Origin of the sequence: Yinghuangia sp. YIM S10712 (assembly GCF_051388935.1) — a bacterium.
Taxonomy (GTDB): Bacteria; Actinomycetota; Actinomycetes; order Streptomycetales; family Streptomycetaceae; genus Yinghuangia.
Genome location: NZ_JBPKBI010000017.1, coordinates 83,610 through 98,116 on the forward strand (window position 1 = coordinate 83,610; position 14,507 = coordinate 98,116).

A 14,507-nucleotide genomic window follows, 5' to 3' on the forward strand; every position below is an offset into this window, starting at 1 on the left:
GCCGAAACCTGAGCCTGCCTGGCCGCGCCCAGCAGCGTCAGCCACACACCAGCCGTCGTCGGAACAGCGGTGATCGCAGCACCAACGACAATCCCCATAGCCTCGTTCACGCCCGAGAGATATCACGAAGCGCATGGCATTGTTTCCGAAATAGCAAACTATATCCGTATTATCCAACCCTCCGGGGCCGTCATGGGTGCCGGAACCGGTACAGCCGCCGGGCCGTCGTCGGCCCGCCCGCCCGCCGTCGACAGCCGGTCACAGAGAACCACGTCCGGTACTGCGATCCGCGCGGCGTGTCAGTGTGCGGCGGAAGGATGCGGTCATGGATACCGCACCCGCTGCTGTCTTGGCCGACCGTGCCGCGTACGTCGAAGCCGTCGAGCAGGTCCGTGTCGCCGCGGCCGCGTACTACGGCGACGGAACCTCCGCGCTGGACGACGACGCGTTCGACCGGCTGATGCGCGGCATCGCCCTATACGAGGAGGCGCACCCCGGGGACGCTGTCGCGGAGTCGCCGACCGGCCAGGTCGCGGCGGGCGCGGTCGCCGGCGGCGACGTCGTCCACACCATACCGATGCTGAGCCTGGACAACATCTTCGACCACGACGGCCTCCTGCGGTGGGGTACGGGTCTGGCCCGGCGGCTGGGCCGCGAACCGCAGGGATTCCACGTCGGGCCGAAGATCGACGGGCTCGCCGTGGCCGCGTACTACACCGACGGGAAGCTCACCCGGCTGGTCACCCGGGGCAACGGGACCACCGGTGAGGACGTCTCCCACGCGATCGGAACCGTCGACGGGCTGCCCGACACGCTCAACGAGCCGGTGAGCGCCGAGGTGCGCGGTGAAATCGTGCTGACCACCGAGCAGTTCGACCAGGCCAACCGCATCCGCGCCCAGTACGGCGAACCGGTGTTCTCCAACCCCCGCAACGCCGCCGCCGGTTCCCTGCGCGCCACCGGCCGCGCCTACACCATCCCGTTGTCCTGCTACGCCTACACCCTGCTGCCCGGCCCCGACGCACCCGACAACGACGCCTTCGCGGGCCGCACCCACAGCGAGCTCGTCGACACCCTCGGCAGGCTCGGCGTGCGCACTGTCGCCGACACCCCCGTCGGGACCCGCACCCTGCGCGACCTGGACGCCGCCCGCGACTACATCGACACCGTCGCCGCGCAACGCGACGCGCTGCCGCTCGGGATCGACGGCGTCGTCGTCAAAGCCGACCACCCCGACGACCAGCACGACGCCGGCGCGGGATCACGCGCGCCCCGCTGGGCGGTGGCCTACAAGTTCCCCGCGGTGGAGAAGACCACCCGGATCCTCGACGTCACCTGGGCGACCGGACGCACCGGCTTCCTCGCACCGCGCGCACAACTCGCGCCCGTCGACATCGCCGGCGTCACCGTCGCCTACGCCACGCTCCACAGTCCCGGCATGATCACCAAACTGGACCTGCGGACAGGCGACACCGTCACCGTCCGCCGCGCGGGCGACGTCATCCCGTACATCGTCGGCCCGGTCGTCGCGCTGCGCACCGGAGAGGAAGCACCGATCGAACTGCCCGACCGCTGCCCGGCCTGCGGCGGGGAGATCGACCGCGCCCAGGAACGCTGGCGGTGCCTCCAGGGCCGTGCGTGCGACCTGTCCCGTTCGGTGGAATACGCCGTCGGACGCGACCAGTTCGACATCGAAGGCCTCGGCCCGAAGATCGTCGAACGCCTCGTCGCCGACGGCGCGGTGGCGGACATCGCCGACCTGTTCACCCTCACCCGCGAGCAACTCGTCGCCGCCACCGGCAGCGAGAAGAACACCGACAAGATCCTGGCCAACATCACCGCCGCGAAAGACCGCCCCCTCAGCCGCGTCTTCTGCGCACTCGGCGTCCGCGGCACCGGCCGCAGCATGTCCCGGCGCATCGCCCGCCACTTCGGCACCATGACCGCCATCCAGGACACCGACACCGACGGCCTCCAGCAAGTCGAAGGCATCGGCCCGGAGAAGGCCGCCATGCTCCTGGCCGAACTCGCCGAACTGGCACCCGTCATCGCCAAACTCGCCGCCGCAGGAGTCAACCAGACCGAACCCGGCCCGCCGAACTCCTCCGACCCGGATGCCGACACCCCCGCGGCGCCGCTGGCCGGGATGACCGTGGTGGCGACCGGCAGCATGACCGGGCCGCTCGCCGACCTCTCGCGCAATGCCGTCAACGAACTCATCGAACGCGCAGGCGGGCGCGCGGGTTCCAGCGTCTCCAAGACCACAGGACTCCTCGTCGCCGGAGCCAACGCCGGCTCGAAGAAGAGCAAAGCCGAATCGCTGGGCATCACCGTTGTCAGCCCTGAGGAGTTCGCCGAGATGGTCGGGGCGTATCTGGGATAAAGGCCAGCGCAACGTGAGGCCTTCTGGGTTGGCTGGCTTGACAGTTGCCGCATGTAGTTTTGTCCGTCGTTTGATCGAGACCAATAGCACGTACGGACATCAGGAGTCAGACCATGGCTGTACCTCTCGACGCCCTCCTGGAACTGCGCCGGGCCGCTTCGGCGGGGCTGCTTGAACTCGACGAGGCCGGGCCGCATCCTGACAGCGCGACGTCGACACCGGACGCACCACCGGGGTCTCCCAGTCGGGGGTGCGGCAGGTCATCGCCGAGGTCGCCGACAACGCCGCGACGTTCATGCCCGCGTCGGAGTGGGCTGCCCGAGAAATTCTTTCGGCGAATCCGACCCGGCAGCGATGAGTTCGAGCGGTGAGTTCGGTCAACACATCAGAGGTACGTTCACCTGATGTCGGGAGGAACCATGACCGAGCGCACAGCCAAAGCTCTGCCGCCTGTCGTCGACCGGGAAACGTGGCGGGCGGCGGTCGATGAGTTGCGGGTGCGGGAGAAGGCAGCCACGCGGGAGCTCGACGCGATCGCGGCGCAGCGTCGCAGGCTGCCGATGGTCGAGCTGCCGGATTACACGCTGACCGGGGCGGATGGGCCTGTTCGGCTGGTCGACGTCTTCGACGGGCGCTCGCAGCTCATCGTCTACAACCACATGTGGTCCGACGGCGCGGAGTGGCAGTGCGGCGGGTGCACCGGCCTGACGTCGCAGTACGTCCGGTTGGAATGGCTCGACAACTACGATGCGCGCTTTGTGATCGTGACCAACGGGCCGATCGAGGAAGCGCTGGCGTACAAGGCCAAAGTCGGTAACACCATGGACTGGTACTCGTCGTCGGACAGCTCGTTCGGGGCCGACGTGGACGCGCCGCCCGGTGGAGGGTTCGCGGTGAACGTGTTCCTCCGCGACGGGGACACCGTCTACCGGACCTGGCACACCACCGGCCGCGGTACGGAACAGCTCAGCTACACCTTCGCGTTGGTCGACATCCTGCCGTGGGGTCGTCAGGAGGAGTGGCAGGATTCACCCGACGGTTGGCCGCAGTCGCCCACCTACTCCAAGTGGCTCGACTCTCCCGATGTCGCGCGATTCTACGGTCGACGGCATGAGGCGTGAGGCGGCGGTGACGACGATGAAGCCCACGCACCAGGGGCACCTGGCGATCAACGGCCTGAGCCTCCACCACGAGGTGTACGGCGAACTCGGCACGTCGGGCACGCCCCCGTTGCTGCTCATTCCCGGCGCGTTCATGGGCACGGAGTCGATGCAGCCGTGGGTGTCGGCCTTCGCGGCCGAGCGCACCGTGATCGTCTTCGACCAGCAAGGCCACGGTCGCACCCCCGACACCTCGCGCCCGATGTCGTACGAGCAATTCGCCGACGACGCCGCGGCGTTGCTGCGGGCGTTGCGGGTCGAGCGCGCGGACGTCATGGGCTATTCCCAAGGCGGCGGGGTCGCGCTGCAACTCGCGCTTCGTCACCCGGCGCTCGTCGGCAAGCTGGTCTCCATGTCGGCCACCTACCGCCAGGACGGCTGGTATCCCGCCGTGTTGGAGGGGATCGCGGGTCTTGGTGCCGCTGCGTTCGAGGGGTCATCCGTCGAGAAGGCGTTCAAGGAGCACACACCGGACCCCGCGGCGTTCGACGCCTACGTCGACAAGATGAAGACCCTGAACATCGACGACCAGGACATCAGCGACGCGCAGATGCGCGGGATGTCCGCGCGGACGATGGTCATCGTGGGCGACGCGGACGGCGTTACGCCGGAGCACGCCCTGGCGATGTTCAAATTGCGCGGCGGCGGAGACAAGGAAGCGGCGGCCACGGGGATGCTGCACCAGGCACCGGCCGCACGCCTGGTGGTCCTGCCGGCGACGTCGCATATCGGCATCTTCGGGGAATCGGCGGTACTGGTGCCGATGGTGACGGCGTTCCTCGACGACGTGCCGCCGACGACGCCGAGTCTCTTCTAGCGCTCTGACCAGGAGATTCGCGGGGGTGTCGGTGGTGTCCGGACCTGCGGCCGTTGGCCAAGGACCGCACAGGGGTGGTTCGTTGCGGACCGTTCCGCCCCCAGTGCGGCGTCACGGTGCTTTCGGCCGCAGGTCAGGAGGGGTTGCGGGTGGGTAGGGCGCCGGGGAGCCCGTCCGGGCTGATCTCGTCCACGTCGTCGGCGGGCGGAGGGGTGTCGTCGATCGGCTTGCCCCAGTCCCAGTAGCGGGTGGTCACCTTCGTGGTCTTCGGTACGCCGCCGCTCTTCGCGGTGGTCACCGTGATCTGCCGGACGGGCAGGGAGTCCTGCCCGATCCAAAGGTCGATCCTGGCGTTGTCGAAGCCCTGGTCCGTCCAGAACGCGCGCAGGGCCTCGTACTGCTTCTCGGACAGGCCGAAGTCGGCCGCGGCGTTGTCGTGCAGGAGCAGGAGTGAAATGGTGCCGTTGTAGTGCGTCGTGGCGATCCCGTCGATGGTCTCCTTGCCGACCTCGCCGATGTCTCCGGACTTTTGCAGAAGGGCCAGTTGCGCGGAGAAGTCCTCCGGGGTGCTGCTCGTCGAAGTCGGCAGGTCCAGGGTCGTCTTGCTCCAGTGTTTGCCATTGCTGAGCTGGATCATGAGGGGACTGTTGCTCGAATAGACCACGCCGCCGGGCAGTTGCAGCGACTCGCTGACCTGCGGTTCGGTCGGCCGGTTCGGCAGCCCCAAGCCCTCGTACGCGGCGGGGAACACGGTCGTGACCTGGCGCAACGCCGCCCGGTCGCCCAGGCGTACCTGGAAATCGTGTGTCGAGGTGAGCACCCCGTCCGTCTGCGCCTCGGAGTGTCCCTTGTACGTCTGGGCGGTCTGCAACTTGTCGCGTGTCCCGGCCAGTCGAAGTGCGGCGCCGGACAAGCTGGGGGAGCGCGCAGGGGTGGGTGCGGTCGAGGCTACCGCGGTCGGTGGTGCCGTCGACGACGGGCGGCTTGCGTCGGATTCGGAGTCACCGGTCACCCCCGAGCATCCGGACAAGACCAGGGCGAGCACGGCGACGGCGCCGGACGTGGTGACTTTTCGCATGGGCGACGGCTCCTGAAGGCGATGTTCGGGGCGGAGAACGTACCAATGCGATCGGCCCGCAGGTCTGCGACGGCGCGAACTGTACAACGGTCATGGGAAACCGGCGTGCGTCACCGGACACGGACAACCCTCGGCCTGCACCCCGGCCGCCGCAGTCGTCGGTAGCTCGGACACAGCCGAGCGGGAGCCTGCCGCAGCGGCACGGTTCGGCGGGCCCCGGGAGGCGTGGTCGTGTCCCTGTGTTGATCGCCGCCGCGTCGGCGTGCAGCGCCTTGTCGTTGCCTGTCGGCGGGCCGGAGAGCTACTTCGCCGGTTTCTCGGGCTTGTTGCCGGCCTTGCTTTTCTCCTTGGCTTTGCCCTGGCCCTTTGCGCTGTCGTCTCTTTGTCGGTTGTCGCCGTCCTCGCCGGTGTCGGGCTTCCCCGGTGGCGTCGGGGCGGGTGACGTGGGGGAGACGGTCCGTGTCACGGCGTCGACCGGTGTGGTCAAAGGTTCCGGGGTGGGATGGATCGTCGGAGCGGGCGATGTGCCGGGCTGCGTGGGCGGCGGCGTCGGCACGATCGCGGGTGCGGGACGATCGCTGCCCGCGTCGGAGCCGGTGCCGTTGTCGAGTACGGCCGCGGTGGTTCCGCCCGCGCCCAGGACAATGCCGATGACCAGGCTCGCGGCCAGGGGGCGGCGCCGTTTCGGCTGCGCCGCGCCCGTGCCGGGAGCGACAGGCAGCGGCGGGTGGTCGCGGTCACCGGCGGGCGTGCGGGACGTCACGATGTCGGCATCGGTCGTCGTGCCGGACGCAAGGACCCCCGCGCCGGACGCAAGGACCCCCGCGGCGGCTGTGAGCATCCGCACGCACTCGGCGGCATCGGGCCGGTCGGCGGGATCCGTACGCGTCATGGCCTCGATGACCGAGGCGAGTTCCACGGGCACGCGCGCCGTGATGTGCGGCGGGCGCAGCGTGCGGGCGGTACCGGCTCCGAGGGGGCCTCCGGGATACTCCCGTTCACCCTTGAGTGCTTCGAGGAGCACCAGACCCAGGGCGTGGATGTCGCTTGCCGGTCCCGAACCGCGGCCGAGGAGTTGTTCCGGCGCCAGGTAGGGAACGGTGCCGACGATTGTGTCGGGCGCGGAGCGGGTGGGTTCGTCGACGAGACGGGAGATCCCGAAATCCGCCAGGTAGGGGGCGTCGTCGAGCCCGACGAGGACATTCGACGGTTTCACGTCGCGGTGGACGATGCCGGCCGCGTGCACGTGTTCCAGCGCCGAGGCCAACCGCGCGCCGAGTCGCGCCACGCGTTCCGCCGACAGTGGACCGTCGAGTATGTGTTCACGCAAGGTGACGCCCTCGACCAGGCGCATCACGATGTAGACGGAGGTTTCGTGCCGGCCGACATCGTGGACGGCGACAAGCCCGGGGTGCGCGACCCGGCCCAGCAACTCGGCCTCCTGGCAAAAGCGTTCCGCGGTCACCGCACAGGCACCGGGCCGGAACACCTTGACCGCCACATCGCGTCGCAGTCGCATGTCTAATCCGCGGAAGACATCGGCCGTACCGCCCGCGCCGAGCAGCTCCCGCAGTCGGTAGCGACCGGCGAGGACGCTGCCGACGCCTGGGGCCGGACGCCGGACCCGGCGTGGCAGTGCCGTCATACGTCCTCCCGGTTCGCCCTCACAACGCCCGGATGTCTACCCGTCCTCCGGCCTCGCATTCCGGAGAACACGGAGGAGGACCGCAAGCGAGCACCGCAAGCGAGCACCGCAAGCGAGCACCGGCGTCGTCGGACGCGTCCTCGTCGTGCTAGGAGGAGTTCCCTGTTGCGCGGCACCGTCCGGCAGCCGTGCCGCCGACAGCGCCCGAGGCGAGGCCGAGCGGCCTGGAGGAGATCCGCGGTTCACGCCTTGTGGCGGCGCCAGGCCAGCCACACCACTACGGCGACGGCCACGCCCGCGCCCGCGAGCCGCAGGTTGCGGTTGTCCCGGACCGTCCGTGCTCCCTGGGACGTCTCGTCCCGCACCGACTCCGGAACCTTGTCCTCCCACAGCTGCCCCGCACGGGACGCCTGGGCCCGAGCCTGTCCCGCGGCCTTGTCCTTGACCCGGTCGGGCAGTTTGTCCTGAGCCTGGTGTGTCAGTTCGACGGCCTTCGCCTTCAGTTCGCCGGCTTTCGCGGCCGCTTGTTCCTTCAGCGCCTCGGCCTTGGCGGCTGCCTGTTCCTTGACTTCGGTGGCCTTCTCCTGGGCGCGGGCCTTGACATCGGTTTTGGCTGCCAGCGCCTGGACCGTCTCGCCGAGCTCGGCGCGGGTCCGCTCGATCTGTTCGCGCAGCGCCTCGGGGTTCGAAGCAGGCTGCCCGTCGTGGGCCGACTGGGTCATCGGTGTGCACTCCCCTTGATCTCGGCGACGTCGGCCTTTACGTTCTCGATCGTTTGTTCGGGTGCAAGTGGCGCGGCGCGGTGGACCTGCTGCTTCCCCATCAGGGCCATCACCCCGGCGATCACGCCGAGGCCCGCGGTGACGATGAGCGCCGCCGCCCAGACCGGCAGCGGCACCGCCAGCGCCGCGATCGTGGTGGCCACCAGAGCCTGCAGCATCAGGAAACCGACCACCCCGGCGCCGCCGAAAAGGCCGCCGCCCTTGCCGTAGCGCTTGCCCTTCTCCTTCATCTCCGCCTGCGCCAAGCGGATTTCCCCGCGTACCAGCTCCGTGAGCTGCTGCGACGCCTGCTGCACCAACGCGCCCACCGGCTCCTGACCGCGCGCCGGGCGCTCGGTAGTGGTGTAGTGCTGCGTGCTCGACACGGCGATCACCTCCCGTCTGCGTCGTTCCCGCTCGCCGGACCGCCCTGTCGCGTCCGGCCGTCTGTTGGTGGCGATTACCCCGAACAGCCGAGTTCGGTCACGTCTTCTCCGGACTTGTGCTCGTTGGGGCGTCCGTGGCAGCTCAGGCGGTTGCGTTCGGAAGCAGCAAGTGCGGGTCGCGGCCGTCGAGCCCGTCGGTGCGGTATCACCAGGCGAGCGGGCCGGGGGGTCCTTGGTCGAGCAGGACAGACGAAGGAGTCACGCCGCGTTTCCGCCGACCCGGATGGCACCGGTCCAGGTCGACCGCGCGTCGCGGTGCAGCAGGGCGATGCCCGGGTTACGGCCTTCTCGCCACCACCAGATCCACCATGTAGGTCTCTTCGACCATCCCGTCCGGGAACAGTTCGCACAGCACCGTCCGCTCCCGGGCCAGGAATTCCGCCGTCTTGTCCTTGCCCAGGACGAGGAACGCCGACCAACTGGTGACATTGGCGAGGTGGGTGTCGACGGGAACAGTGCGGCTCCAGGTCAATTGTCGCCGGGTGAAGGGGAGTTCGCCCAGGGCCGCGAGGCGGTCGGCCTGGATGTCGTCGGGACGCCTGCGGTCCGCGGGGTCAACCCCGCAAGCCTGCGCGACGCGGTCGGCCTGGGCCAGAGCCCACGGCGGGTCGGCGCAGCCGGTGTTCCACCACAGGGCCAGCACGCCGCCGGGGCGCAGCACCCGCAGTGCCTCGGGCACGGAACGCTTGGTGTCCGTCCAGTGCCAGGACTGTGCGTACGTCAACAGGTCGCACGACGACGTCGCGAGTGGCAGCGCGTTGCCGTCACCTCGGACGATCGGCACGTTCGGCAGCGCCCGGCGAAACTCCGCAGCCATCCCCTCGCCGGGCTCCACGGCGATCACTTCGGCGCCGCGCTCGCGCAGCAGCGCGGTGGCGATGCCGGTGCCTGCGCCGATGTCGGCCACGCGAGCACCCCTCAGCGGGCGCCCGCCGACCTCTTCCACGGCGTCCAGGACGGAGGGCGGGTACGAGGGCCGGTTCGCGGCGTACTGGGCGGCGGCCATGTTGAAGGAGTGGGCACGTGAGGCGGAGACCATGCCCTCATCCTCGCGCGCAGACCCTGGCAGCCGGAAGGGCCGTCCAGGCAAGGACGACAGGGGCCACACGCCGACGACCTGAGGCCCCGGGCCACCGTCGAAGCGTTCGACCGGCGGCGATGCTCCTGCTCCTCGCCGGGGCCTCCGTCGGCCGCGCGCCCGTGCCGACCCGCAGTCAGGTAAGGCTTGAAATTCTGCTATAAACATTACCGTGAAGATTCCGCTCGACGACTACGCTTGGGGCGTGGCGGTGGCGAATGACCTGATCGCCACCTCGCCCACAGTGCGCGCCGGCACGGACGCGCTGCCCGACCCGGTCACGCTGTCGGACTTCCTCACCGCGCACAGGCTGCAGCGTGACGAACCGCCGACCGACGCGGACGTGTACCACGTGCATCTTCTGCGCCGCGAGGTAAGGGGGATCATCGAGACCGAGACCGCCGAACAAGCCGTCGCAGGGGCGACCGTATTGCTGCGCCGCGCCGGGCTGGCCCCGACCCTGGAACGGCACGACAAGAGCCGTTGGCAGTGGCTGCTGCCCACCGCACCGGGAGCCACTCTCGCCGACGAGATCGCCGCGGTCGTCGCCGTCGGCATCCTCGGGGTCGTCCGAACGCTGGGAAGCGAACGGTTTCGTCCCTGCGAAGCACCCGACTGCCGCGGGGTGTTCGTCGACATCAGCCGAGGCGGGCGGCGGCGCTACTGCATGCCCGACCTGTGCGGCAACCGCGTCAACGTCGCCAACCACCGTGCACGCAAACGTGAAGGGATCGCGATCCGTTGAACACTCCGACATTGCACGGGGCCATCGAGCTGCCCGACGGCACCCGCGTCCGCGGCCGCGGCCTGCGCCGTCCTCTGCCTGACGGGCCCGCACCCGAGATCGGCCTCTACCTCGGGTCCGATCGGCTGCGCCGCCGCCACGAGGCCGCGATGACCTGGCCCCACACCTGGATCGACTGGCCCGACTTCCTGCTGCCCCGCGACCGCGACGAGGCGGTCCGACAGATCCACCGCACACACCAACAGATGAGGTCCGGCGCCTCGGCCGAAGTCGCGTGCGGCGGCGGTATCGGCCGCACGGGCACTGTCATCGCCTGCCTGGCCGTACTGTCCGGTGTCGACCCCTCCGACGCTGTCGCCTGGACACGCGCACACCACCACCCGAAAGCCGTCGAAACGCCCTGGCAACGCCGCTGGGTGGCCCGCTTTCCCCAGACTGCCCCCGAGCGCTGAGCGGGGCCACGGCATCTCGCGCAACTGCACGAGCCGACACCGCCAAGTCGCCGGCGACTCGCGACGGACCACCTTCGCACACAGGCGCCAACCACAACAGCGCCGGCTTCGGCCACCTCCTGGTCCGGGACGCGGCCCCCGCACCCCCGACTGCGGCCCTACTGATCCCGATCGCATCGTCGTGCCGGCCGGACGCGCCGACCGCAGCCGCGCAACCGTTGGCCCTCGCCAAGTAACGCCCACCACTTGGTTTCTGACGTCGTGTCATGCGCCATACTTCGGCGCATGCCGGAACATGAGCCATTGCCCGAGGACGCGATACCCGTCGACGCACGCCCGTGGTGTGCCGCCGATGCCGCAGCGTGGGAGGCCGCCGCGACGCGCCGGTGGCGAGCGCGCAAGGCGCAACTGCGCGTGTCGCGGGCGCAGGCCGGCGACGGGTGTACGCGGGTGCCCGAGTCGGTCGGGCGTCCGCGCGGAGTGTGGCGCGGGATTGCGACCGGGGTGGGCACAGCAGGGGCCGTCGCGGCGGTGATGGCTGGGGTGTGCCTCGGGATCTCGGAGACGCGCGACCCCGCGCCGCGGCAAGGGGACGTTGTGACACGGCAGTTGGACATAGGTCCGGCACCCGAACCCGATGGCTCGGTCGCGATGATATCCGTTATGGAGGTGGGCTCCGAGATCCTGGATTCCTGGGTGGTCGAACGCGACGGACGGAACTACTACGCCTACAAGGCGCGCATCGTCGACGGAAGGCTCGGGCCGGATGTGGTGGTGTGGACTTTCCGCGTGGCCGCGGGTGTGGCGCTGCTCGCCGGGATCCTGGCGCTGCTGCGCGGCGGGACGTGGTGGCGCGAGGCAACCCGCCTGCACAGCAAAGAGGTTGCCGCACGCTCGGTCCTGGTACGCGCGCATCGTCCCGGCCTGGTGGCCGTGTACCCGGCCGACGACACGTTCGGGCGACTGCCGATGTTCCTGTGCCGTGTGCCGTTCCTGCCCCGCGACGGGGACCGCCTGAGCGAGGCGGTGCTGTACGGAGACCTGCGGGCGGGAGCCGCCGTCGCGCTCACCGTTCCCGACACGGCGCGGGGCGCACGCACCGAGATCTCGGCGTCCGCGCTGCACCCGATCCGTCCGTCACGCCGTGCGCCGTACCGCCCGCGCGGCACGGAGATCACCGCCGAGCAGATGACGCCCCGCCGCGCGCCCGTGGTGTGGACGTGGCCGCCGCGATGGACCGTGGCGGCCGATCGCGACGGGATCCACCTCGGCGGCCCGGTCCGCCGGCGCCACGTGCCATGGGACGACGTCGCGTCCGTGACGTACCAACGCGGCACGCTGGTCGTCACGACCCGCTCCGGGCGCCGCATTCGCGTGGTCGCATGCCACCCCGAACTCGCCCACTCCGCAGCGGTTTTGGACGCCATGCGGAAACACCCCGCGCTACGCCCCGCCGACACCGACACCCCGCCCCCGACCCTCCCGCTGCTCCTGCTCACAGCCGGCGCCGCAGCCGTCACCGCGCTGGTGTTCCTCCTGCGGGAGCTGTGACCTGGCTGACCGCGGATACGACGCCCCCCCACAGCTCGGAGGGCCCCTCAACGAGCACCATGCAGCCCGCGTCGAAGCGAACGCTGCGGGCTGCCGCACGGCGCTTCCTGTAAGCGACGGTGTCCGCAAGGAAACGTCTCCAACGGCTGCTGGTTCACCGGGCGTTCGTCGCGGACACGAGGAGGAAGGGGCTGGTGCGATCCGCGTATTCTTCTGCGGGCCAGCCCCAACGGGCGAGTTCGCTCGCGCAGGCGGCGAGCTGCTGACGCCGGTCAGCGCGGGAGACGCCGGGCGGTGCCTGCCAGTCGACGCGGACCTCGCCGGCCCGGTCGCCGGGGCTGACGCGGTAGCCGGGGCGTACGGGACGACCGGACGCGTCGCGGGCAGACGCGGGCAACCCGGCGGCTTCGAGTACGAGCGCCACGGCCTGGACCGGACGGGCCCGCTCCCAGGCGGCGGGAATGGTCAACCCGGTTCCGGACACGCGTCGGACCTCCAGCAGGCCGGCCCACGCGCGGGCGACCTCCTCCGCCCGCCGTGCGGCACGACGTCCGTCCGCCGTCCCGGCGGTAGCCGGCTCGTCCCCGGTCGCAGCAGTGAACTGCTCGGCCCGGCCGGACAGTTCGTCGGCCGACACGGCCGCGGAAGTCACCGGCGGATGGTGCGTGCTCGCCTCTAGGTCCTGCCGGACCCGCCGACCGGCAGCAGTCAGATACACCGCCCCGATCCTGCCGGACGCGACGGCGAGCTCCTTGCGCCGCAGCGCCGCCAGCGTGGCCGCGTTCGCCTTCACTTCGCCGGTCACCGGGTCGGCACTGCTGATCGCGCGTCGCTGCGCGTCCGACAGTCCGGCGGGACCGCGGCCGTGCACGCTATCCACTGGGCGTCACGCTCCCTGTCGTGTCGGGGTCCGAACGGCTGCCCGGCGTGGCCCCTGTCACATCGCCGCGCACCGGCTGGGCAAGGCCGCCGGGAAGACGCTTCCCTAGGATAACGCTCCGTCACATTCGCTTCCCTGAACGGCTTTTCGTGCGTGCGGCGAGTTCGATGGGTGTGCGCGTCGTCCATCATGCCGAGCGCAACCATCAAGTTCGGGTCCGGCTCCTTCGCGTGGCGAGCGCGTCGTCAAGCGGTCGCTGGTTCGGGTGAACTGCGTTCTGTGCTTCCTCCCCGCCGTCCCCATGTGTGTCCGGTTTAGCTACCGGCGCATAGGCCTTCGGCCGCCCCGGGCAGCCCTGGCGCTCGGGTCTCGGGTAAGCCGTCCGGCCGCACACAGGGGGTCCCGCCGGGTCGGCCTGTGGCCGGTTCCCGTGCGCCACGGCTCCGTACGTACCGGGGACTGCCGTACGCCGGAGCGCGAGCTGCTCGCGTTTCCCGGCTGAACACGGGGGACGTCCAGTTGATGTGCCTTAGGTTGTCCGACCGAATCACCGTGACGCAAACAGCCGTCTTCGGGCAACCCGACAGGAGGCGACTCGATGCCGCCGAACGACTTGGTCATCCGCGAACTCCACGAACTCCACGAATTCGCCGATGTGTACGCCCTCTTCGACCGGGTCTGGCAGCCCGAGCCCGGCGAGGCGCCCGTCATCGTCGAACAGATGCACGCGTTGGCACACACGGGCAACTATGTCGTCGGTGCCTATCAGGACGGCAGGATGGTCGGCGCGTCTGTGGCGTTCCTGGGGATGCCGATCGGTGAGGTGCTGCACTCCCACGTCACCGCAACGGACGTGCGGCGCGGCGTCGGGTTCGCGCTCAAGCGGCATCAGCGAGAGTGGGCGCTCGCGCGGGGGCTGAGCCGCATCACCTGGACGTACGACCCGCTGGTCCGGCGCAACACGTACTTCAACATCGTGAAGCTCGGAGCGAGGCCGGAGGGCTACCGCGTCAACTTCTACGGGAAGATCGACGACGCGATCAACGGCGGTGACGAGACCGACCGTCTGCTGATGGACTGGCGCCTGGACGGCCCCGAGGCCACCGCCGCCCTCGGCGAGCCGATCGCGGCGATCGCGGCGGGCGCGCCCGAAGGTGCGCAGGCGGCGCTGATCGTGGCCGGCGACACACCGGAGGTGCGGTCGACGACAGCGGACATCGTCACGGTCGACATCCCCGAGGACATCGAGACCATGCGCCTCGCAAACCCGGCGGCGGCGAAGGACTGGCGCTACGCGCTGCGCGATGTCCTCGGCGGTCTCATCGCCGGGGGAGCGAAGGTCACCGGCTTCGATCCAAAGACGGGTTACATCGTCGAGCGCTGAGCGGCGGCGCAGAACCCACCGAGGTGGTGGCCCGAACGCCGCGGCTCCGAGCACGGGCACATCAGTCGGCAGGTCCACCACCGCCTGATCCGGCACCTGCCGTCCCCTCGCTCGAACCTGCGCGGCC

13 protein-coding genes are annotated in these 14,507 nt (G+C 70.1%); 7 read left to right on the forward strand and 6 right to left on the reverse strand.

Annotated features, from left to right (window positions below):
• Window positions 1-325 precede the first annotated feature (325 nt).
• The 3 genes from ligA (at window position 326) to ACRX5W_RS26795 (ending at window position 4,360) form a co-directional block, all read left to right on the forward strand.
• Window positions 326-2,383 (forward strand): NAD-dependent DNA ligase LigA, encoded by a 2,058-nt coding sequence (gene ligA / locus ACRX5W_RS26785; protein ID WP_436790891.1) that lies wholly within the window; start codon window positions 326-328, stop codon window positions 2,381-2,383.
• A 419-nt stretch (window positions 2,384-2,802) separates the two neighbouring features.
• Entirely contained in the window at window positions 2,803-3,504 is a 702-nt protein-coding gene (locus tag ACRX5W_RS26790; RefSeq protein WP_436790892.1) for a DUF899 domain-containing protein, read from the forward strand.
• Window positions 3,494-4,360: an alpha/beta fold hydrolase gene (locus ACRX5W_RS26795; RefSeq protein WP_436790893.1), complete on the forward strand. Its 867-nt coding sequence runs from the start codon at window positions 3,494-3,496 to the stop codon at window positions 4,358-4,360. Before ACRX5W_RS26790 ends, ACRX5W_RS26795 begins: the two co-directional genes overlap by 11 nt.
• 133 nt (window positions 4,361-4,493) lie before the next feature.
• Here the strand turns inward: ACRX5W_RS26795 and ACRX5W_RS26800 are convergent, their stop codons facing one another.
• The 5 genes from ACRX5W_RS26800 to ACRX5W_RS26820 all read right to left on the reverse strand — a co-directional run bounded on the left by ACRX5W_RS26800 (window position 4,494) and on the right by ACRX5W_RS26820 (window position 9,329).
• Window positions 4,494-5,438 carry a hypothetical protein gene (locus ACRX5W_RS26800; protein ID WP_436790894.1) on the reverse strand — a complete coding sequence of 315 codons (945 nt, stop codon included), beginning with the start codon at window positions 5,436-5,438 and terminating at the stop codon, window positions 4,494-4,496.
• A 301-nt stretch (window positions 5,439-5,739) separates the two neighbouring features.
• Window positions 5,740-7,083: a serine/threonine-protein kinase gene (locus tag ACRX5W_RS26805; protein ID WP_436790895.1), complete on the reverse strand. Its 1,344-nt coding sequence runs from the start codon at window positions 7,081-7,083 to the stop codon at window positions 5,740-5,742.
• Window positions 7,084-7,325: 242 nt separating this feature from the next.
• Complete coding sequence (locus ACRX5W_RS26810; RefSeq protein WP_436790896.1) at window positions 7,326-7,805, reverse strand: DUF3618 domain-containing protein; 480 nt, start codon at window positions 7,803-7,805, stop codon at window positions 7,326-7,328.
• Window positions 7,802-8,230 (reverse strand): phage holin family protein, encoded by a 429-nt coding sequence (locus tag ACRX5W_RS26815; protein ID WP_436790897.1) that lies wholly within the window; start codon window positions 8,228-8,230, stop codon window positions 7,802-7,804. Before ACRX5W_RS26815 ends, ACRX5W_RS26810 begins: the two co-directional genes overlap by 4 nt.
• Before the next feature lie 337 nt (window positions 8,231-8,567).
• Window positions 8,568-9,329, reverse strand: a complete 762-nt coding sequence (locus ACRX5W_RS26820; RefSeq protein ID WP_436790898.1) for a class I SAM-dependent methyltransferase — start codon at window positions 9,327-9,329, stop codon at window positions 8,568-8,570.
• A gap of 211 nt (window positions 9,330-9,540) precedes the next feature.
• Between ACRX5W_RS26820 and ACRX5W_RS26825 the strand changes: the two genes are divergently transcribed.
• The 3 genes from ACRX5W_RS26825 (at window position 9,541) to ACRX5W_RS26835 (ending at window position 12,116) form a co-directional block, all read left to right on the forward strand.
• Window positions 9,541-10,113, forward strand: coding sequence for a CGNR zinc finger domain-containing protein (locus ACRX5W_RS26825; protein ID WP_436790899.1), 573 nt, complete (start codon window positions 9,541-9,543; stop codon window positions 10,111-10,113).
• Window positions 10,110-10,565, forward strand: coding sequence for a protein-tyrosine phosphatase family protein (locus ACRX5W_RS26830; RefSeq protein WP_436790900.1), 456 nt, complete (start codon window positions 10,110-10,112; stop codon window positions 10,563-10,565). Before ACRX5W_RS26825 ends, ACRX5W_RS26830 begins: the two co-directional genes overlap by 4 nt.
• A gap of 663 nt (window positions 10,566-11,228) precedes the next feature.
• The gene (locus ACRX5W_RS26835; RefSeq protein WP_436790901.1) at window positions 11,229-12,116 is read left to right on the forward strand and encodes a PH domain-containing protein; all 888 of its coding nucleotides are present in this window, start codon (window positions 11,229-11,231) and stop codon (window positions 12,114-12,116) included.
• Window positions 12,117-12,270: 154 nt separating this feature from the next.
• Here ACRX5W_RS26835 and ACRX5W_RS26840 read toward each other — a convergent pair whose 3' ends face one another.
• Window positions 12,271-12,996 carry a hypothetical protein gene (locus ACRX5W_RS26840; protein WP_436790902.1) on the reverse strand — a complete coding sequence of 242 codons (726 nt, stop codon included), beginning with the start codon at window positions 12,994-12,996 and terminating at the stop codon, window positions 12,271-12,273.
• Window positions 12,997-13,594: 598 nt separating this feature from the next.
• Here ACRX5W_RS26840 and ACRX5W_RS26845 point away from each other — a divergent pair.
• Window positions 13,595-14,380, forward strand: coding sequence for a GNAT family N-acetyltransferase (locus ACRX5W_RS26845; RefSeq protein WP_436790903.1), 786 nt, complete (start codon window positions 13,595-13,597; stop codon window positions 14,378-14,380).
• Window positions 14,381-14,507 lie beyond the last annotated feature (127 nt).